General features: G+C 51.3%; 19 protein-coding genes and 1 tRNA gene. 4 read left to right on the top strand and 16 right to left on the bottom strand.

Features of this window, described 5'->3' with window-relative positions; genetic code table 11:
* Nucleotides 1-2: 2 nt before the first annotated feature.
* From vasI to AB8809_RS05195, 14 genes are all read right to left on the bottom strand, one after another.
* Entirely contained in the window at nt 3-563 is a 561-nt protein-coding gene (gene vasI / locus AB8809_RS05260; RefSeq protein WP_180779064.1) for a type VI secretion system-associated protein VasI, read from the bottom strand.
* Nucleotides 563-2,101, bottom strand: coding sequence for a sigma-54-dependent Fis family transcriptional regulator (locus AB8809_RS05255; protein WP_300994407.1), 1,539 nt, complete (start codon nt 2,099-2,101; stop codon nt 563-565). Before AB8809_RS05255 ends, vasI begins: the two co-directional genes overlap by 1 nt.
* A gap of 2 nt (nt 2,102-2,103) precedes the next feature.
* Complete coding sequence (gene tssH, locus AB8809_RS05250) at nt 2,104-4,701, bottom strand: type VI secretion system ATPase TssH (protein WP_349854406.1); 2,598 nt, start codon at nt 4,699-4,701, stop codon at nt 2,104-2,106.
* Between the two features lie 13 nt (nt 4,702-4,714).
* Nucleotides 4,715-5,491 carry a type IVB secretion system protein IcmH/DotU gene (icmH, locus tag AB8809_RS05245; protein WP_015841402.1) on the bottom strand — a complete coding sequence of 259 codons (777 nt, stop codon included), beginning with the start codon at nt 5,489-5,491 and terminating at the stop codon, nt 4,715-4,717.
* Nucleotides 5,492-5,506: 15 nt separating this feature from the next.
* The gene (gene tssK, locus AB8809_RS05240; protein WP_015841403.1) at nt 5,507-6,844 is read right to left on the bottom strand and encodes a type VI secretion system baseplate subunit TssK; all 1,338 of its coding nucleotides are present in this window, start codon (nt 6,842-6,844) and stop codon (nt 5,507-5,509) included.
* A gap of 2 nt (nt 6,845-6,846) precedes the next feature.
* On the bottom strand, nt 6,847-7,368 hold the full coding sequence (tssJ, locus tag AB8809_RS05235; RefSeq protein WP_015841404.1) for a type VI secretion system lipoprotein TssJ: 522 nt from the start codon (nt 7,366-7,368) through the stop codon (nt 6,847-6,849).
* On the bottom strand, nt 7,368-8,588 hold the full coding sequence (gene tagH / locus AB8809_RS05230; protein ID WP_180779060.1) for a type VI secretion system-associated FHA domain protein TagH: 1,221 nt from the start codon (nt 8,586-8,588) through the stop codon (nt 7,368-7,370). The genes tssJ and tagH overlap by 1 nt, the downstream gene beginning before the upstream one ends.
* Before the next feature lie 2 nt (nt 8,589-8,590).
* On the bottom strand, nt 8,591-9,589 hold the full coding sequence (gene tssG / locus AB8809_RS05225; RefSeq protein ID WP_349854403.1) for a type VI secretion system baseplate subunit TssG: 999 nt from the start codon (nt 9,587-9,589) through the stop codon (nt 8,591-8,593).
* Nucleotides 9,553-11,319, bottom strand: a complete 1,767-nt coding sequence (gene tssF, locus AB8809_RS05220) for a type VI secretion system baseplate subunit TssF (protein WP_180779059.1) — start codon at nt 11,317-11,319, stop codon at nt 9,553-9,555. The genes tssG and tssF overlap by 37 nt, the downstream gene beginning before the upstream one ends.
* Before the next feature lie 2 nt (nt 11,320-11,321).
* Entirely contained in the window at nt 11,322-11,753 is a 432-nt protein-coding gene (tssE, locus tag AB8809_RS05215) for a type VI secretion system baseplate subunit TssE (protein WP_015841408.1), read from the bottom strand.
* A gap of 5 nt (nt 11,754-11,758) precedes the next feature.
* On the bottom strand, nt 11,759-13,237 hold the full coding sequence (gene tssC / locus AB8809_RS05210; RefSeq protein ID WP_015841409.1) for a type VI secretion system contractile sheath large subunit: 1,479 nt from the start codon (nt 13,235-13,237) through the stop codon (nt 11,759-11,761).
* A gap of 32 nt (nt 13,238-13,269) precedes the next feature.
* Nucleotides 13,270-13,773, bottom strand: coding sequence for a type VI secretion system contractile sheath small subunit (tssB, locus tag AB8809_RS05205; protein ID WP_015841410.1), 504 nt, complete (start codon nt 13,771-13,773; stop codon nt 13,270-13,272).
* A gap of 1,448 nt (nt 13,774-15,221) precedes the next feature.
* Nucleotides 15,222-16,097, bottom strand: coding sequence for a GyrI-like domain-containing protein (locus AB8809_RS05200; RefSeq protein WP_181846044.1), 876 nt, complete (start codon nt 16,095-16,097; stop codon nt 15,222-15,224).
* 183 nt (nt 16,098-16,280) lie between these two features.
* Nucleotides 16,281-16,442 (bottom strand): hypothetical protein, encoded by a 162-nt coding sequence (locus tag AB8809_RS05195; RefSeq protein WP_349854402.1) that lies wholly within the window; start codon nt 16,440-16,442, stop codon nt 16,281-16,283.
* A 146-nt stretch (nt 16,443-16,588) separates the two neighbouring features.
* Between AB8809_RS05195 and AB8809_RS05190 the strand changes: the two genes are divergently transcribed.
* Nucleotides 16,589-17,080 carry a YhfG family protein gene (locus tag AB8809_RS05190; RefSeq protein ID WP_349854401.1) on the top strand — a complete coding sequence of 164 codons (492 nt, stop codon included), beginning with the start codon at nt 16,589-16,591 and terminating at the stop codon, nt 17,078-17,080.
* Nucleotides 17,073-17,657, top strand: coding sequence for a putative adenosine monophosphate-protein transferase Fic (locus tag AB8809_RS05185; protein ID WP_349854400.1), 585 nt, complete (start codon nt 17,073-17,075; stop codon nt 17,655-17,657). Before AB8809_RS05190 ends, AB8809_RS05185 begins: the two co-directional genes overlap by 8 nt.
* Nucleotides 17,658-17,964: 307 nt before the next feature.
* Here the strand turns inward: AB8809_RS05185 and AB8809_RS05180 are convergent.
* Nucleotides 17,965-18,040 (bottom strand) — tRNA-Thr (locus AB8809_RS05180).
* 239 nt (nt 18,041-18,279) lie between these two features.
* Here AB8809_RS05180 and AB8809_RS05175 point away from each other — a divergent pair.
* On the top strand, nt 18,280-19,194 hold the full coding sequence (locus tag AB8809_RS05175) for a hypothetical protein (protein WP_349854399.1): 915 nt from the start codon (nt 18,280-18,282) through the stop codon (nt 19,192-19,194).
* A 506-nt stretch (nt 19,195-19,700) separates the two neighbouring features.
* On the opposite strand, the gene AB8809_RS05170 is transcribed toward AB8809_RS05175, so the two are convergent.
* Entirely contained in the window at nt 19,701-20,165 is a 465-nt protein-coding gene (locus AB8809_RS05170) for a helix-turn-helix domain-containing protein (RefSeq protein WP_001580470.1), read from the bottom strand.
* Between the two features lie 238 nt (nt 20,166-20,403).
* Between AB8809_RS05170 and AB8809_RS05165 the strand changes: the two genes are divergently transcribed.
* Nucleotides 20,404-20,901 carry a hypothetical protein gene (locus AB8809_RS05165; RefSeq protein WP_000919053.1) on the top strand — a complete coding sequence of 166 codons (498 nt, stop codon included), beginning with the start codon at nt 20,404-20,406 and terminating at the stop codon, nt 20,899-20,901.
* Nucleotides 20,902-20,995 lie beyond the last annotated feature (94 nt).

Here is a 20,995-nt window from a genome sequence, read left to right as displayed (position 1 = left end):
CTTTACCAGTGACACTGCTGACGCAGCGGCGCGAGCGCGTCACCCAGCCCGGCGAGTTCGATACGCAACGTATGACCATCCGCCCCGTTCAGCACCAATTCTCGATGCCCAATCCAGCGCTTTAACGCATCAATCGCTGGCAGGCCGCGCCCTGATTCCAGCAGCAGCCCGCGGTTACGAATAAACCAGCTGTCTGACACCGTTACGCCATCAAGCTGTGACGTGACGGCTTCCCCTTTCCAGGGTTCACTGAGCGTTAAGCGCAAGTGCGTAATATTACTGGCACAGCTAATCACCAGCGTGTTGCCATCAGCCAGCACGCGGGTGAGCGTCATATCACCACTGTCGGCTTCACGCCCCAGTTGAAAGGTGTTGCCAGCCATTGTTTTATCACCCTGCGGGGAGAGCGTACCGGTACGTTCCGCTTCCCGCCCCAACGCGTCATAGCAGGCCAGCCGAAGTTCTGGAGCCGTCTCATTACGGCACTGTTCCCATAACGACTGCCAGGCGGGATCGGGCGTCGCGGCAGTTGCCAACAGTAGGGGGGCCATCGTCAGAAACATCAATTTACCTCCAGCTTCTGGCATTTGTGGTCAAGAGTACGTTTGGGAATATTGAGGCTATCAGCCACCAGCAGGCGGTTCCCCTGAAACTGGCGCAGGCGTGCCTCAATGACAGCCGCTTCATACCGCTGTGTGGCAATACGCAAATCGTGGATGTGTTGGTAGCGATCCTGCTCTTCCGCCGTGCTACTCGTTAGCCGCTCACGCAACTCGGGCGGCAACGACGCCAGAGACAGCGCCTCGCCGTCCGGCGTATGGGCGCAGGCAACCTCCAGCAGGTTACGCAGTTCCCGCACATTGCCGGGAAAGTCATACCCCACCAGTTGGCGCAGAAAAGCCCGATTTAATGGCCCAACGTGTTTTTGCTGTTTGTCTGCGAATTGATTGATGAAGTGCTCGCACAGCAGGCGAATATCGTCTGGCCGCTCGCGCAGCGGCGCGACCTGCAATAAACACTGGCAAAGGCGGTGGTAGAGATCCTGCCGAAACACGCCATCAGACACGTGCTGCTCCAGCGGCTGATGCGTCGCGGCAATCAGGCGAAAATCGGAATGCACTTCTTTCTCCGCGCCCAAAGGACGGAAACTGTGCGTCTCCAATACCCTTAACAGCTTGGCCTGCATGGACTGTGGCATATCGCCGACCTCATCCAGAAACAGGGTTCCGCCGTTAGCCTGCTCGACCAGACCAATCTTGTTGCTTTGCGCGCCGGAGAACGCGCCTTTCTGGTAGCCAAACAGCTCGCTTTCAATCAGGTTTTCCGGGATCGCGGCACAGTTGATGGCAATAAAAGGTTTGCTGGCACGCTCGGAGCACTGATGCAGCAGACGCGCCACCACATCTTTCCCTGACCCGGTTTCGCCCTGAATCAGCACCGAAAGACGGTGTTTTGCCGCCTGATAAATCTGCTGGTGCAGCGCCTTAATCACGGTGGACTGACCCACCAGCGTCGTTTCTACCCGTTTTTCCTGCTCGCGACGGCTTTGCCCTTCATCCTTAATCTGGCGGAGCGAATCTCTCAGCGCGACCTGCTCCCGACGGGTGTGCGCCAGTTCACGCAGCAGGATAAGCTGGCGACAAAACACCTGTGCCAGCCGTTCGCACTCACCGCGCTGATGCAACGTTTGCAGGCGCGTCGGCGTATCCAGCAGCGCCAGCACCGCCAACGGCTTACCGCTGTCTGACAGCAATGGCTGCGCATGAAGCCCGCAATTCGTTCCGACAGAGATCAGCATCTGCCGAAAATCACGGTGCTCAATGCGTGCGCCGCCATAGAGAGAATCCCAGGTACGCGCCTGATTCTTATGCAGCGCATAAGCCAGCGGGTGGCTAAAGTCATCCACCCCCAGGTTCAGCGCCACCGGCGTGTCATGCACCCGCCCCTGGCAGGTCAGCTGCCTGCCGCTGACATCCACCATCCCCAGTAGCATCCCTTGAGGCTGCCAGGCAGCCTGCATGGTTTCCAGCAACCAATCGCACAGACCGGCCTCGTCATGCTGCCGGGTGAGTGCAAGCGCCAGTTCGAGGGCATGTTGCATACTCAGCCCTCCACCTCAGTCTGGAACTGGCCGGCGTCGACGCGGAAATGAATGCGGCTGACGGGTTCGCCCGCAGACAGGCGTTGCAGCAGCTGTAGCGAGACCGGCGGCAGCAAGGCGCCATCAATCACCGATTCGAGCATACGCGCCCCATTTTCGCTGCGGTTCGCCAACCGCAGAATCTCTTCCGGCACCTCGTCTTCAATAATGACGTCTGCGCCAAAGCGCTGTTGCAGCAGAGACACCAGACGCGACAGTTTGCCTTGTACAATCTCGACCATAGTGTCATGCGCCAGCGGCAGGTACGGAATGACTTCCATACGCGCCAACAGCGCAGGTTTAAAGAAGGCCGCCAGTTCGGGATAGAGCGCATCCAGCAACACATCCGACTGCTCGGCGTAATTCACGATCGTTTGGAACCCGAGGTTGGACGTCAGGAAGAACACCACGTTGCGACAGTCGATCACCCGGCCTTCGCCATCGGCGAGTTCACCTTTATCAAACGCCTGATAGAACAGGTTCAGGACATCAGGGTGCGCCTTCTCCACTTCATCCAGCAGTACCACGGAATACGGTTTCTGGCGGATGGCTTCGGTCAAGACGCCCCCTTCACCAAACCCGACATAGCCCGGCGGTGACCCGATCAGGCGTGAAACCGTGTGTTTCTCCTGATACTCGGACATATTGATGGTGGTCAGATAGTTACGTCCGCCAAACATCAGGTCGGCAATCTGCACCACGGTTTCCGTTTTACCCACGCCGCTCGGCCCCACCAGCAGGAAAGCCCCCAGCGGACGCCCCGGACGACGCAGATCGGCGCGCGCGGTCAGCAGGTGTTTATGCAGGTGGGCAATCGCCAACTGCTGCCCTTTAATCGACTCGCCTAGGAATTCAGGCAGGCGCGTGACGACATCCATTTCACCCTGTGAGATACGGTTCAGCGGCACGCCCGTCCACTCGGCAATGACCGCAGCAATCTGCGTTTTATCAACGTGAGGGGAGACCAGAACGGAGGAGTGTTGCAGCGCTTCCAGCGCCTGTTCACAGGCGGCCAGCTCCGCCGTCGCCGATGCTGCATCAAAATCGACAGCCTGCTCGTCATCCAGCAGTGCGGTACGCAGTTCAATCACGCGCTGAACCTGCGTTTTCTGCTGCTGCCAATCGGCTTCCAACTGCGCCAGCTGTGCCGCGCCGGCCTCACGGGCGTCACGCAGTTCGGCTAACCGCTCTTCGGTATTGCCCAGGCCGATACGCGCCTGACGCTCAAGCTGGGTGATTTCCATCTCCTGCTGGCGCAGGCGAGTCTGGAGCTGGCTGACCGCACGCGGTGGCGTCGTCAGGTTAATGGCGACGCGCGCGCTGGCGGTATCCAGCACGTCAATCGCCTTGTCTGGCAGTTGACGGCCGGAGATATAACGCGCCGACAGCTGTGCCGCCGCCTGAAGCGCATCCTCATCAATCAGAACGCCGTGCGCCTTTTCATAGATGCCGCGCAGCCCGCGTAAGATAACCGTGGCTTCTTCCGCATTCGGCTCCCCCACTTTGACAAGCTGGAAACGGCGGGAAAGCGCGGCGTCCTTCTCCACGTATTTTTTGTATTCACTCCAGGTCGTTGCCGCGATCGTACGCAGTTCACCGCGCGCCAGCGCTGGCTTAAGCAGGTTGGAAACATCCAGCCCGCCCGCCTGATTACCGGCCCCGATGAGCGTATGCGCTTCATCGATAAACAGAATGATAGGGCGCGGTGCCTCTTTCACTTCCTGCATCACACCTTTGAAGCGTTTCTCAAATTCACCTTTCACCGAAGCGCCAGCCTGCATCGCTCCCAGATCGAGCGTAAGCAGTTCGACATCCCGCAATCTTTCCGGCACCGCGCCCGCAATGATGCGCAGCGCCAGCCCTTCGATCAGCGCACTTTTACCCACGCCCGCTTCCCCGACCACAATCGGGTTGTTTTTACGACGGCGAGAGAGAATGTCGATCATCAGATCGATTTCATGGTCGCGGCACAACACCGGATCCAACTGTCCCTGTCGGGCAGATTCCGTTACGTTTTGGGTATAGCGGGACAACTGCGTGGTCGCCGCCACGGCTTGTTCGGCTGTAGCCGATTGCACCGCGACTTCCGTTTCAACCGAATCCTTCACCCACTCATCAAACTGCTGGCGTAAAAGCTCACGGTTGATCTGCGCCAGCGGACGAGATATCGCGCCTGCCACATAGCGATTTGGCGTCATCAGCAAGACCAGCAGCAGAATGCCGCTACGCAAACGCGTGTGTTGAAACTCCGCCGACGCCAGCAGCCAGCTATCCTGCAACCACTCCACCAGCAGAGGAGAGAATGAAGGGTAGCCCGCGTCAAACTCCTTATCCACGGAGGAAGGCAGAAGCAGTGAAGACAGCTCATCCGCATCGACGCCCGCACGTTTGAGGATCTGGCGTACATCACACAGCGGAGTTTCCAGCATTTTCATCAACAGGTGCTCAATGCGGATTTCCGCACCCTGATGCTGAATACAGAGTGCCGCCGCTTCTTCCAGCATATGACGGCACACAGGGTTGAGTCGTTCAACCAGTGTCGGCAGTTCAATTCGAATCACGGTGTAGCTCCTGTTATTGTAATAATTCTCCCAGCTGACGCAGTACGTCCTGGGTTTGATGAGTTAGCTGGTAACGGTACAGGCCGAATGCGGCCACCAGAACCACACACACGCCAATGAACAGCGTGCGCAATGACACCTGTCTGCGCAGGTGGTAGCGCGAGGCCTGTTGCCCCAGATTCAGGTGGAAGACGGTCGGAGAATCCGCAGGTTCAGGGCGTAGCGTGTCATGCAACTTGCTCACGACGCGATTGAGTTCCTCACGCCCCTGAGTCATCACCCGATAGCGTCCTTCAAACCCCAGACAGAGGCAGAGGTAGATAAACTCCAGAATGTCGCGATAGCGTGCCGGGTCATCCAGTAACTTCTCCAGCAGGACAAATACCTTTTCGCCGCCCCAGGTCTCATTGTGAAAACGGGTCAGCAGGGAATGGGCCGACCACATGCTCTGCCCGCCCCATTCCCGCCCCATTACGGCTTCATCAATGAAGGTGCAGAGGATGTAGCGGAACGACAGAATCACGCCGTTTTCGTAGCCATGAGAATGTAACTCCTGCTCAATAGCCTGAATTTCAGACACCACGCGCTGATAGAGATCCTCTACGCCCTCGTAGGCGGAGAGCTGGCGTACCCGCTCCACCATGCCCAATAGCGGCGTGACCGCATCAATCATCGGATTGATGCTTTGTCCGCGCAGGCGAAACCAGTAGTCGGAGTCCATATCCAGCTGTCGGGCATGATCAAACAGCAGATCGCCCAGTTGATCGTTTTTAATCACCTCGATGCTCATCTCTTCCTCTCCTTACTACTGGCCGCGGATCGCCCAAAGCTGCATATCCAGCTCCGGGAATTCACCAGCAATGTGGAACGCCAACGTATTGCCGGACACCAGCATCTGCCAGGCGGGGCTTTGTCTATCCAGTTGGAAATAGCTGTAACCTGCGTGATAAGGCAGTTGGCGCGGTGCCACCGGCAGCGGCAGTAGCGGGATTCCCGGCAGTTGCAGGCTGATCAGTTCACGGATCTTCTCGCTGGAGGCGATCTTCGTTTGTTGCAACAGCTGTTTACGCAGGTGCTCCTGCGGCATGCGCGCGCGTACCGCCAGCACAAACTCGGCGCTGGTCATCAATTCCGCATCACCGACCATTGCTACCATCACGCCATACGGCTGTTTCTTCAGTTGGATGGAAACGGCACGCGGCGACAGCACGGTGCTCAGCGCCTGGCGCAGCGCCATCATCAGCGGCTCAAAGCTGGCCTGCTGGTGCTCGTGGCGGTAGGCAGGGAATTCCGGCGGCAGGCGCGATTCATCGGTGAACGTCATCAGTTCGCCGCACAGCTCAACCAGCGTTTCGTGCAGGCGTTCAGGGTGCAAGGTGCCCAGACGCGCCAGATGCGACAGTTTGGGCTGCGCGCGGTTAAGTAATTGCAGCATCATAAATTCAGCGACATCCGCGACGCCCTGCTGTCCCGGTGCGGCAATACGCTGCGCCAGACTGCGCGCACGCTCCGCCACCAGACCGGCGGACTCCCCCAAAAAGCGTTTTAAAGTGGGGATTGCCGTGACGCTGATGCTGCACGGCATGAAGTTAGGATCCAGAATCAAGCCGCCGTCAGGGCGTTTATCCAGAATGTTGGCAATCGCCAGCGAGGCATAAGCGCTGCGATCGTCACGATCGAGCATCAGGCGCAGGCTGACCTTACCGACCTCCAGAGAAACGATATCGCCGCCGTCGCTGTGCAGATCGCGCACGTCATGTCGATGCGATTGCAAGCGGCTGGCGATCCCCTGCCCCGGCTGACCGACTTCACTGACGCCATTCACCGCCAGTGGCAGCGCCAGATACACTTTCTGGTTTGCCAGCGCCACATCGGTAATTTCCAGCGGCAGTGGCAGAGCGTCATCACCCGGAATATTGAACACGGTGCCGTCCGGCATCACCCCGCTGGCGTTCACCAGCGCGATACGACCAAAATTGAGGTATTCCTCGTTAATCGCCAGCGACTGTAAGCCATAGAAATAATCACTGAGAGCGCTGAGACGCGCATGCAGTGCGTAATCGGTGTGTCTTTGCTGCTGTTGAAAATGCTGCGGTTTAATGAACAGGCCTTCCCGCCAGATAATGCGATTGCGACTCGACATAGTTATTCTTCTTCTTGGTCTTTTTTGATTTCGACTTCATCCCGGCGCAGGTGCACGAGGATCTGATACGTTTGCCCGGTATTTTTTAGCTTGATGACTTTGCGCCATTCCGAGCTTTCCGAATCCGCATAGCGCGCGATCACACCGAGGTAATGCACCTTTTCATCCAGCGCTTCAGGCGGCAGGTATTTGAACTGTCCCGGCAGCAGCGTGTAGTCCTGATGATTGATGTAATTCTTGGCTAACGCCTTTTCGATATCCGTCGTTACCTGATCGTAATCGGTGGCCAGCAGACGTGAATCTTCCGCCAGCAGAACCAGTTGGAATTCGATAGGCGCGGCTTCACCGCTGTCGTTCGGGTTAACGTCCGGCTCCGCCAACAGGCTGAAACCCACGGTAGAAGGCTGATGATTGTTGCTGCCAACCTGAATGTCAGGATTCGCCGCCACCTGCGCCATCTTGCCCAGCGTGGTGCACCCTGACAGCACGAACATCAGGGAACATAAGCACAATGCTCGCAGCATTATTTTTGCTCCTGCTGCTGACGCACGGCGCGGTCATACGCCTGCGCATACACCTGATGGAACAGTTTTTGGAAGCCCTGCTGGCGCGGCGACGTTAATTCGCGGTAGTAGTGCTGATACATCTGCCATGCCCAGCCGTCATCCGCCGCCAGAGGATCGCCGCTGCGGCGATAGTGTTCAAAGCGGTTGAGCAGCGCGGCAGGCGAGAAAGCCTGAAGAATATTTTCCAGCGCGACGGCAATCGCTTGCTGATTCGCGATGTGATGCACCCGCACATTGTTCAATACTTCTTCCACGGCAGCGGGCGCAGACAGGTGTACCGGACTTTTTCCTTCGGCAAACAGCACCGACAGCGTATCGGTATAGCCCAGCCCCAAACGCAGCGGGTTATCTTCAATCGGGCGTAAATGTGTGTCCGCCATCGCCGCCTGTTCCGTCTGCAATGCCAGCAGGCCTTCCACCATCGCACGCAGGCTTTTTCCCATCTCTTCCAGCATTTCACGTAACCGTGCATCATCACCCGGCTGAAGCGACATCCCCAGCCCGCGCATCAGCGGGGCCAGCGAGGTGCCATCGCTGTAGCCCTCCAGCCCTTCTCCCGCGTACGGTGTGTTGATGGTTGGTAGTTCCACAAATTTCTGATCCATGGTGTCCTCACCAGAAGAAAAAGAAGAAAGAGAGGTCGTGAGCGATTCTCCGACCGTCTCACTGTCTGATGGCAATAGTGGCTGGCTCTGTTCTTTCTGTAGCGCCCACAGCGGGTCATTCAACGTGACCGAGGGATCCGCCAGATCCGTAGATCGCCCTTTTTTATCGTCACTCAGCCAGCCGCCCAGCACATCGTCGGTGCGCTGTCCTAATACCTGATCGATATCCTGTTCCGTGGTGGGATCGCCGATGTACACGCCCAGCCGGAAAGGCCCAATCACCAGTTCATCACCGTGCGACAAAATAACTTTGCGATCTCGCCCAATCGGCGACAGCGATCCGTTAATAAAAGACTGGCCGCTCAGATCGCACAGGCTGAAATAACCATCGGTCATGTCGATACGGGCATGTGCCGGGACCACGGCACCCAGCCGATCCCGCAGTTGCCACTGGTCTTTTTCCGACGCGCCCAGCGTGCCACCACGGTGATCGAACTGGTGCTGTACCTGAGAATTGATATCGAGCTGCTCACTGTTGAGCACAACCAACGTGAGTGGGTGGGTTACGTTCACATTTACTCCTGCACACAAATCGTCACATAGGGATCCGCGGGCGGCTGCCCGAGAAAGCTGCTCCATCCCAATCGGCTACTTTGTTCACTGCCCAGGCTTAAGCCCTTGGCTTCGCCTTCCGCAAAGCCAAGACGCAGATCCCAGGCCAGTTGATCGCGAAGAATGAAAGAAACAAAACGTACCAGCGGCTGAAAATGCTCGCCGTTGGGCAAAAAGCTGAGGAAGCGGCTAAAACTGAGGTTGCCGACCTTGAGTAAAAACTTGCCGGCACAGTCACTCACTTTGTCACCGATAACAAAATCACCACCCAGCATCATGTTGGCTTTGCCCAGACGGTTCTGCTGGCCTTCATGAATGGGGACGCGGCGGTGCTGCCAGGCCATAACGGCTACGTCATCCAGGTCAAAACAGTGAATAACCAATCCCGCGACCACTTCTGGCGAGCGACTAGGGCTTGCGAGCACCCCGGCGTAGGACAGCATCTTGGCGCGGTTAACTGGCAAGCTATCGCGTACGGCGTCATTCCCTAACCCCACGAGCGCAAACATCAGGCGGGAGAATCCATCCTCCCCATCATTCTGAAAACGCACGTGATAGCGGTATTTGCGCCATGCACGGTGCAGAAGCGTAAGTAAGCGGTGATGAAAGAAGTCGAGAAACACGCCCAGCTTCTGTTCGCCCTGTGCGTATTCCCAGGCTAGTTCTTCAAGGTAATAACCGGGCATCGGTGACTGGCTACCGTGCAGGCCAAGAAACGCGACCTCCAGTTCCTGACGCCCCTCGTCATCGTATTCCACCTGCAAGATATCGCCGGGGTGAAAACCAATGGAGGCGGTAGAGCGAAAGCGCAGGCGCTCCTGCTCCGGGCGGAAATCCAGCTCTTGTTCCAGATCCACGCCTTCCAGTTGGTTAAGCAACTCCACCAGTTGGAAAAAATTAAAGCGTGAAACATCCTGACGGAACGTCACATCATTGAGTGTTGACCTATCTGTACCGGCCATCGGTAGCGCTCCTTGTTATCGATGTTGACCACTTCCAACAGGTGGAAAGCGTTGACGCTGGCGTATAGCGAGAAGAAGTGCGCCAGCACCGTACTGAACAGATAGAGTTCTCCTTCACTGGAAAACGCGGATTGCCGTACTGACAGAATGGATTTCAAGCCGCGAACCGGCATCCCCTGAACCAGACGATCGATAGGGGTGGTTTCGATAGATTCGATACCCGCCAGACGCTTACGCGAAGCCTGTTCGGCCTGCTTGTCGTGCAGCGCCGGGAAATCATAGGTACGCAGAATCTGTACCAGTGCATCGCGCCGCAGCAGCGACACATAGTTCAGAGACAGGTTGGAGATCAACGTCCAGTGCAGGCTACCGTCCATCGCAGGCCGCAGCGGTCGCGTCGGCCGCACCAGATTGCGAAATGTCGCGAAAGACGGCGAGTTCCCGGTCGGCACGCAGATCGCCCCGACAGGTAACTGTGCCGCACGCGAGCGATTGGTGCAGGTCAAGGTGACCGAAATGGATTCATCCAAATCAATTACTTCCTGCTCATCGCCACGGACAAAAGAGAGCATGTGATCAAAGCCGTTTCCGTTCACCGCTTCTCTTACCCGAATGCGGTAATAAAGCGCCAGCCGTCCTTTAGCGCGCTCGATTTGGTGCTGAAAGCTCTCAAAAGGCTGATAGGTTCGTGGAATGCCGCGGGCACGCCCGGAATTCCCTTCCACCCAACCTTCCACCTTATCCACAGAGAAGATTTCAAAGCTATCAGCGTTACGATAGCTGGCCTTCAGCGGATAATCCGTCTGGCGACCGCTGAGGTTGATCGGCTCGCTATCATGCTGGAAGAGATTGATCGCCGGTACACAGTTGAGCATGAATGAATCAGGACGAATCTTCAGTTCCGCCGGCAGCGGGCGATCGAAACAAAAATGCAGACGGAATTCCGTTACCGTCAGCGGGAGATCCGGCCATACCGCGCCCGCGAGTTGGAAAAAGAGGAAGCTTTCAGGAAAACAGAAGTATTCCTGCAAAATGCGATAGCCCGAGTAAACGTTGCCGGGGTACGGCAATAGCGCATCTTCGCGTTCAAAGCCGACCGTCTTCAGTACGCTGGCTTCCTGACGGAAGCGTTGACCATCAATTTCCAGCTCAATATGCGACAGCTGGCTGGCAATCCAGAAATAGAGTTCGTAGGCCGTATAGGTATCACCACCCAGATAAAAGCGCAGCTTGTCGAGTTGCAAATCGCTGAGCGAGAGCGGGCCATGCAACCCAATATCCAGCGTGATGGTGGAAAGATCGTTGCCGCTCTGTACCTTGATCTCGCGGATATCCGCCGGATAAATCCAGGCATCGTGACAGGTCTGAAAATGACAGACCACATCATCAATCGGCAGGCTATCAAGCTCACAGCCGCGCGCAACAAACGCCGGTTGGGCAATTGCGCCGGGGAGTACCGAAAACTGCATAATCGTCATGCTCGGTACCGGGCGCAGGTAATTAGGCCACAGCATGCCCAGCAGACCGTGTGTCAGCTCCGGAAATTCGTCCTCGATCTTCGCCCGCAGGCTCCCTGTCAAAAAGGCGAACCCTTCCAGCAGACGCTCGACGTCTGGATCCGTGGTCTGTTCTGACAAAAATCGGGTAAGCTCAGGGTGCGCCTTGGCGAATTCACGCCCTTGCAGGCGCAAGTAGGTCAGCTCATCCCTGAAAAAATGTTCCAGTGACATAATCAGATCATTCTGTAATGGCGGTGGCTATCCATGTGGATATTGAAAGAGGTGACCTGCTCCAGATCTTCCAATCTGACATGCGCGGTAACCTGAAACGACATCTCCATCGGATTCGATAAATAGTCCGATGCGTCGACATCCACATGAACAATTCGAGGTTCAAAGCGACAGATACACTGCCGGATCGCCTCCCGGATTTTCCCTCGAATGTCCGCCCCACCCTGCGTCGCGTCATTAAAATCAATCACGCCAAGCTCAGGTGCGCTGCGACAATTTCCGGGCCGGGTGTTGAGCACATTGTCCAGTTGACGCTTAACGGACTCGATCAGTGCTTCAACTTCCGTTTCTGGGGAGGAGCGGCGCTCCTCCCCACGGATACGATCAAACAGACTTGCCGCGTTTCCCCTTTCCCAGGCAGAAAGAGACGGCATAAGCCTTATTCCTTATCCAAACGCCCTACCAGCGACAGCTCAAAGTTTGCCCCCATGTACTTGAAGTGCGGGCGCACAGACATGGTGACCTGATACCAACCTGGTTCTCCTTCCACATCGAGCACTTTGATTTGTGCAGCACGCAGAGGACGACGGCTACGGACATCTGCCGGCGGGTTTTCCTGATCGGCGATGTACTGTTTAATCCAGGTATTCAGCTCACGTTCCAGATCCTGACGCTCTTTCCATGAGCCAATCTGTTCACGCTGTAGCACTTTGATGTAGTGCGCCAGGCGGTTGATGATGAACATGTACGGCAGCTGCGTACCCAGCTTGTAGTTGGTTTCCGCTTCTTTGCCTTCTTTGGTGTTCGGGAACACCTTCGGCTTCTGCACCGAGTTAGCCGAGAAGAAAGCCGCGTTGTCGCTGTCTTTACGCATCGTCAGCGTGATAAAGCCCTCTTCGGCCATTTCATATTCGCGACGATCGGTGATCAGGACTTCAGTCGGAATCTTGGCCTGAAGTTGGCCCATAGCTTCATAAACATGCACTGGCAGGTCGGTAATCGCGCCACCGCTCTGTGGGCCAATGATGTTCGGACACCAGCGGTATTTCGCGAAGCTGTCCGTCAGCGCCGTTCCCATCAGGTAGGCGGTATTGCCCCACAGATAGTGTTCGTGATCGGTGCTGATATCTTCTTTGTAGTTAAAGCCCTTAATCGGGTTTTCTACCGGGTCGTAAGGCAAGCGAGCCAGGAAGCGCGGTGCCGTCAGCCCCAGATAGCGACCGTCTTCAGACTCACGCAGCGAACGCCATTTCGTGTAGGCCGGGCCTTCGAAAACGGATTTCAGATCTTTGATGGACGGCAAATCGGTGAAGCTATCCACGCCAAAGAAGGTCGGCGCAACGGAAGAGATGAATGGTGCGTGCGCCATCGCGCCAACGGCGCTGACGTACTGCATCAGTTTGATGTCTGGTGAGCTTTGCGTCATCGCATAGTCACCGATCACGCCACCAATAGGCTGGCCGCCGAACTGGCCGTAACCGCTGGAGTACACATGTTTATAGAAGCCAGACTGTGAGATTTCAGGCGCGAACTCGAAATCCTCTAACAGCTCTTCTTTCGTCGCATGTAACACCAACAGCTTGATGTTTTCACGGAAATCAGTGCGATCGACAAGCAGTTTCAGCGAACGCCAGGAAGATTCCAGCTCCTGAAGTTCTTTAGCATGCAGAATAACGTCAATCTGCTTACTGAGCTTTTTGTCCAGTTCGACAATCATGCTATCGACCAGCGCTTTATTCACGGGTTCTGCTGCATTACCGCTATCAAGAATGTTAGCGACCAGTGCGGCAATCCCCTGTTTAGCAACGCTGTAGCCTTCATCGACCGGGGTGATACGCGCTTGAGCCATGATGTCATCAAGCAGCGAGCCGGAGGCGCTGGCAGCCCCTGCCTGGGCCTGTTCTTCAACTATTGACATATTCGTTTCCCTATTTCGTCAGTAAACATCAATTATTCGGCGGGTTTTACCAGATCGAGCTCTTTCAAAAGCTGCTCTCTGGCTTCTTCGCTGGACAACAGATCCTGCAAACGATTACGGAATGAGGGAATATTACCGAGGGGGCCTTTCAGCGCAACCAGCGCCTCACGTAAATCAAGCAACTTACGCAATTCAGGCACCTGTTGGGCGATACGGTCAGGGGAGAAATCATTCAGACCGCCGATGCTCAGTTTCACTGGCAGGTCATCCTGGCTTTCTTCTTCAAGGCGGTTTGGCACACTGAAATTCAGTTCCAGCTCTGCTTCTTTCATCACCGAGGTAAAATTGTTCTTGTCGATCGAGACGGTCTGACGTTCTTCGATCGGCGTTTCCTCTGTGCGCCCTTTCATATTTCCCACGATCATCAGCGTCAACGGCAATTCTATTTCCGCCTGCTGACCACCAGTGGCTGGAACATATTTGATATTAATACGTTCCTTTGGTGCGACAGATGCACCGTCAGTTCCTTTTGCCATGTGTCTATACCAACGTAAGGGCTCTCGGGCCCGGAGAAGTAAAGTCGATTCCTACCAAAAGCCCGCCGTAGTCCATAAGCACGGCAGTAATTCGGCAAACAAATATCCCCGTCATACTTCAAGTTACATGTGCGTTGGCTGCGTTTAGTCACCCGAATCACTTACCTAAGTAAGCTCATCGGGATGCCTTCTCTTGCCGCCTGCCTGAAACTCGAATTATTTAGGGTATAGCGTATTTGTTTTTCGACCAGCGAGATGAAATAAATTAAAACCGAATTAAAAAACCATAATAAAATCGTAATTTTACGATTTATATCGGTGTAAAAGAGTCACACCAAGAAGGAATTAAATACATTTATATTTTGAGTTTGGATCATACACACAACATAAATGCACGGTCAACGCTTATATAGCAGAGCAACTAAAGCGAACCACTAAAACACAAAACGCACTAAAAACAACAAATTAAAACAAACTTAAGTAAAAATAGGCAGGATAAAAAAGAATATACCGTCGATTTCCAATTAACGGAAAAGGCATATATTTTGTGCCTTTTAATTTCGTTAAAAACGAAATACTTAATCAGCTAACAAAAATAACCAATAACAAATACCCCATTAATTTTAATTTAGTAAAACAATTTACCCTTTATTTTTTACTTTTGACAGAATAAATATCTATGTAACTTTAGGTAATTATTTTTAAGTTAAGAAATAAATATTAGATAATTTAGCAATCATTTATTATTTAATTAAAATTTAAAGGTTTTTATACTATCAAAAAATAGAAAATCAGTGCTATTAACTGCAAGCTGCCTCATGGCGTTATTTCATAACAAAAACTATCGTTTAAGGCAGTGAAATGATCTTTTTACCGTCACTTTCCGGTTAAAAAATAGCAGCTATCCGGCAGGATAATATTCTGGGAGGACATTTACCTCCCTGCTCGTGATAGAGAGGGAGATGAGGGGCTGGTATAGAGCGATCAAGACAGAACGACGTTAAGCGGTGCGGCTAAGCTAAAACTCACCCAGATTTTTCAGTGATTGCTCGATCTCCGCAACCCATTTATCAGGACAAGGGTAAACCCGGCTTTCGGTGCTGATCTGGTTCGAAGATACGCGGCAGGTTAGCGCATGCAATGACTTAACATGCGCTATTCAGCATGTTTTGACTGCTTTTGCCGTTCGGCATTTAACATCATCGGCAATTTGTCGGTAAGTCGCCATAAACGTCCATGCCCCTCTGGTTGATAATTTTTCCGCCAGATATCGCATATACCGAAAGTGGCAGCGTGTTAAAGCTTCATCTGGCTCCGCTATCCGCTCTAAGAGAGCACCACGAATCCTGTACCAGAGTTTTTCCACAACCTTTAATAAAAAACGCACAGAGAGATTCCCTGTGCGTATCACATCTGATGTGGCGATGAACATGACAGGCTGAATCAGTTTATTTCAACGGCAAATAGATATCCGTGAGCAATTCATGTTCCGCTACCTCATGTACAAAGTTGTGGTAATGGAAGAAAAGCGGGAAATCGCGCAGTTCCTCTCCGCTCTCAGGCAACCAGTCGCGATAAAGAGCCTTAGCCAACTCGGTTAACGCATCATGCGATCCCTGATGGCGCAACACCGCACATCGACCAGCAGGGATGACGCTATTTACCACCCCGAAGCGACTGTCTTCCGCAATCGGTGACGTTACTGTTCCGCAAATATGGAACTCAAATTCATCCGGCGGTGTTAAGGTAGGATCATGTGGTGCAATACCGTATGTCTGGCTACTGGTAACAGGTGAATAACCCGTGTTTTTTCGCCATTCAATAAAGCGAGCAGCAGTTTCGTTTATTCGCTCCGGTTGTCCATAATGAGTCAACATTGCGACTGGTGTCGCGGGAAAATTGATGATTTTGACCTGGCCTTGCATTGTTTGTCTCCTGGCTTTATAAGGTTCGGATATGCGTCTATGCCAATCTACCCAAGGGGGCTGCTGGCGAAATTTCGTCGGTGATAGACCAAACATTTGCCTGAAAGCACGACTAAATGATTCAGCATGCTGAAAACCGGCGTCGAACGCGATATCAGTGATTTTCTCTAACGGATTAAAAGCCAGTCGATAAGATGCGCGTTTTAAACGCATCATCTGGATGTAACGACCAGGTGGCATCCCACAATAACTACAAAATTGACGATGGAAATGAAATGGCGAGAAGTGAGCCACTTCACTGAGTTTTTCCAGTGATAATGTGTCATCGAGATGACAGTCAATATAATCAAAGACCTGTTTAAAACGTCTGGCGTAACTATCAGTTTTATTATCACACATGGCTTCCTCCGTGCTGCTTAATATGCTCGAAGGCGATTCAGTTTGCCTGACTGATCTTGCCCAAAGAACGTTCAGAGGAAACATTTACGAAAAAACGCGCCAGGGTCGTCATGAGCGAGGTAGTAGGCCCCTATGTAAGATGGCGATAATAGGAGTCGAACGAGGCTAAATATGTTATTGTTTTTATTGATTATTTTTTGTTATTAAAATTTCATTTATACACACACCTATACACATCAGCGCTTGAGCCACAAAAAGCAAACGCAAAACGTCGCTGTGTAATATACACAATACCGCCCAATAAAAAGATTTTTCACAAAACTGTTCACTCTCTTCACCTTTCATTTTTTATCTTTATTTTTAGCGAGTTAAGTGGTTAACAGTGAGTGAACAGATGACGAGCCACTCATCACCCATGCAGGTAAGATACGCCTAGGTCGTAATTATGATACTCTTTATCGCATATATATGCGGATTAAAGGTGAAAACACATGCGCTATGAAATGGCGGTACTCGCGGCTCTGGTACAAGAGGATTCTCCTAATACGCAATCTATCGTCACCGCTACAGGTATCTCTGAAAGAAAAGTACAGGAAGTATTAAGCACTCTCCAGTCAACGATGGATATCAGCATTACACGCGTAAAAAATGGCAAACGGCAAGCCTTGTCTATCTCGTCATGGGGCGTGTTTGGTGACGGAGAAAGGTTGATCGAGAAATTGAAAAATACCGATCTGTCGATATTTAAACAGTACCGGAAAATCACAACAAAAGCATCGCCAGACAAAACGCGATCCCCACGTATGGTGACGCTGGAAGAAAAGCGTGATTACTACAATCAGGTGAAACTCAAAAACTATCGGGACAGTATGCGTCTTGAAGGATTCAGCATTGAGGATACGCCACTTCCAGGCAACAAGCAGGAAAGGGAAGCGCTGAGAAAAAATCTGATTGCCATGTATAAAGCGGGTGGTTATGTCTGATAAATACGGCTCAGGGCAAGATCCTTATACCTATCCTGATAGCGATGTTCTGATAAATAAGCTCGGCATCAACGATGACAATAAATTCGACGAGGCGGAACGTCAACTATCCGAGCTGGCCGTTCTTGATATTGAATTTGAAGAGCCGCCTTACGATTTGCATTATTGGTGTGGTCTGCACGGGAAAATATTCGGGGATTTATTCGATTGGGCAGGAGAAATACGGCGTATCGATATTTCTAAAGGTCAAACACGTTTCTGCACCGTATCCCGTATCGAAATTGAAGCCAATAAAATTTTTACACGGCTATCCAATGATGATTTTTTACAAGGCTTTGAACGTCCCGCGCTAATAACTCAGCTAGCTGAATATTATTCAGATTTGAATGTGATTCACCCGTTTCGGGAAGGTAATGGACGTTCTCAGCGTTTATTGTTCGAGCATATGATTATCAATTGTGGCTATGGTGTCTCTTTCGAAAATATCGGCGTTCAGGAGTGGTTAGCGGCTAACGTAGCCGGATACCACGGCAATATTCGACCATTAGCCGATATTTTTGAGAAAAGTATTCTCTGACCTCTCCAATAAAAAGATTTTGTACAAAAATCGCCTTCCTAAAAAATTTATTACTAATAATCAATAAATTAAGAAATAATGAGTTGGTTAACAGATGACGAGTGCTCCGTCACTAAGTAGTGACGTTTGACGCAAAAACCGGCATTAGCCGGTTTTTGCGTTGGCGGCGTCTACCTCGCCGATTCACATTTGAGCACCTAAACAAGCACGCGAGAAAAATAGATGCGATGTTAGATCGCAGTGGCACAACTATGGCACAAGGAGAGAGTGTGATTTATATGAAAGCAAGATAAGTCATTGAAAAAAATGGTGCCGATAATAGGAGTCGAACCTACGACCTTCGCATTACGAATGCGCTGCTCTACCAACTGAGCTATATCGGCTTTCCGGACGCGTAACCATAAAGCATTAATCAATGATGAAATCGCATTGTAGGACAGTTTTGTAGGAGAGCCAATGTCCTCTACAGAGCACTAAAAAGCACATGACGTAAAATAGCCTAAAATGGAAATCATTATAAAACAATATGTTATATTACCGTTTAAAAATAGCCAACCAGAAGCATTGAAAAGCCTAAGTTCACAAAATAATGTCCCGCTTATTCAACTAAGGAGTGGGAATTATGTCATCAGAAACTAGTTTACGTAGCCAGCTTGAGCTTCCAAATGATCAGCAAATTGATGTCCTTGCTGCGATTCTCGGCAATGAGAACGAACAGGCGACATCAGCCCGTAGTATGTCTACCGAACCTCAAGAAGTTCTTGAGAAACACCCCGGTATTACTCCTTTTAAAGATCTCGTTTCAAAAGCATCAGAGATCGTTTTGACAAGAAATGGTAATGAGATAGCGCAATGTCTACGCTCTATCCTTGAAAACAAAAATGATTACCTAAACCATCGAGATGAAGCAGTGTCATTGTCAATTGCGTTGAATATTTCACAATACATAGCTCCGAGATTTCGTGCTCTTCCTCCATCACCTAAAAGAACGTCTGATGATGAACCAAACCAATTAAGCATTGACCGCCAAGTCATTGATATGCACTGGACATGGATACAAGGACAGAAAAAAGCGGTAGGTGCAGAAGAGTTTGAGCACCTATTTCAGCGTGAAGAATTTGACTGGATCTTGGCAGAAAAATTTGCGCGTCTAAATTGGACAACTGATGTAAAAATTAGGGCATTACAGATCAACGTAAACCTTCAATGGGAGTTAGCACAGTATCAATCTAAAAAACACCGTGATTCATGGCGGAAACTTCAACAAGGAGATGTCCGAGGTGGCAAGTTGCATTCATTGGGGATTGCACAAGTTACGGAGAGACTTGAAGTTTCAGTAACAAAACGGAGAAATCTAGCAAAACATATTCCTCATTGGGTTAATGTTTGGCTTGCTTCACGCATATACGATAAATCATGCATGAGTTTAGCGCAGATAATGAGATTTATGACAGGGGAAAGCCACGATGAGAAGAGGCTTAAATCATCATTAAAAGCTGTTTTACAACGTTTAGATTCATATGAGAAAAAGATGTGAACTCAAAATTTGAATGAAACGATAGCCTTGAAAAACAATTTACCGGGTTTATGCGCGATTAGTTTACCCAGTATGAGAGCTATCTCTTTTGCCATAAAACCCGCTTAAATCATAGTTCTTTGTATGACTAGGGTATTGCTTAGCTTTTTAACTTCTGTAACTAATTACCCAATAACAGGGTCGCGACTTTGTCGCGACGGGCTGCTTACGCAGCCTGAGTTATCATAGAAGAACAACTCTCGGGAAGGGTGAAGATTCGGAGCAAAATAAAACTTACAAAAACTCACGGAGTGAGTTTATTTTTTGAATCCACCATCAAAATCATAACAACTTGAATTTAATAATAAAAAACATTAAAAACGATACGTAACGCCTCTGTAACGCACCCGTGTTTCATGATTATCTATATACAGCCGAAAGAATCAAAAGTCCTAGGGTGGACAGCATCCATTATGGGGATGCAATGTATAAATCCTGTTTGCCAAATTTATATCCTTATACTGGCACTACTTCCTAAGCTTATCCCATTTAACAGCAGACACAATTCCCCAATTGCCCGCAGAATTCGGCCTACGCCACTTTGCCGTCTCCATGCTACGGAGATACTCAAGAGCTTCGATAAACGAGCCAAAACGCTTCTGAGCGGCTTTATCTCCTACTGCAAATGAACCATCGCGACTACTCGCTAGTTCGGGATTAAAGCACGTCCCATCCGCCGCATAGGGAACCAGTAGTTCTGGGTCGTTTTCTTCGGATGAGTCGAATACTAACAACTGCCACGGTTCAACACTGAGAGCGCTAGCCAGCACCTCAATGGCATCGAGAGATGCATTAGAACCGCCACGTTCAATGCGGCTCATATAGCTACGTGCAAACCCACACCGATCCGCAAACGCTTCCTGGCTCATTCCGGTGGCAACGCGCAACTCTTTTACCCGCTCGCCAAACTGTATTCTCAGGGATTTTTTCATGCACTGAATGTGCAATTTTGACCACTGTAAGGCCACGCTCCATATGAGACATTTCGAATCTAACGTTCCCTATTGTGAGCACAATCACCCTCACGAGAAGTCTGTATCGCTACAATCAAAGATTCAAAATGAACACCATTAGTGACAAATCAAGCCAATATCGTATGATGGCTGTCACAGGTTGGGTGTCTTCGGCGCTCACTATGAGATGTGATGTTGTTTGGCAAATGAGGAAATCATGGCGGGATCAGATTTTATATTACCTATGATAGTGGGAGCCGTGCTCAGTTGGGCCAGTTACAGCATGGTCGCGCACGTTACATCAAAACGGCAGATCAGCACTCTACGAGCAATCTCATGGGGTGTTCTGGGAACGCTCTCACTAGTGCTGGGAGTAAGTGCATTCGCAGCTGTTGGCGCTGAACTCCCGGGAGAAAAACAAAATGCCTTGTGCTTGATTAACGAGCCAGAATGCTATGCAAAAGCACATCATAACCCCGTCAAAAAGTGCAAACAGGTAATGGATGAGAAAGCGACGTTTCGCCATGTGTGGCTAGATAGCGAAGAGCAACCAGTTTTCAGCACCTACCTCTGGCACGACAAGAACAAACAAACTATTCAAATATTCGGGCAACAAGCTAAGGCGATTAATAGCCTTGGGATGCAAACACCACTCCAATATTTTTGTGTATTCAACGCCAACACCGGGGAAGTCATCGCGGCTTCATTTGAGTAACCACTATAAGCCCCCCGAACTTATAAGTGGGGGCATTCAACCTCGTCGATCTTCTTTGGTGCTCTAACCGGAAACGGTGTCACAATCTTTCTTT

The organism is Pectobacterium aroidearum (assembly GCF_041228105.1).
Lineage (GTDB): Bacteria > Pseudomonadota > Gammaproteobacteria > Enterobacterales > Enterobacteriaceae > Pectobacterium > Pectobacterium aroidearum.
This window is presented reverse-complemented; position numbering and strand designations above follow the sequence as displayed.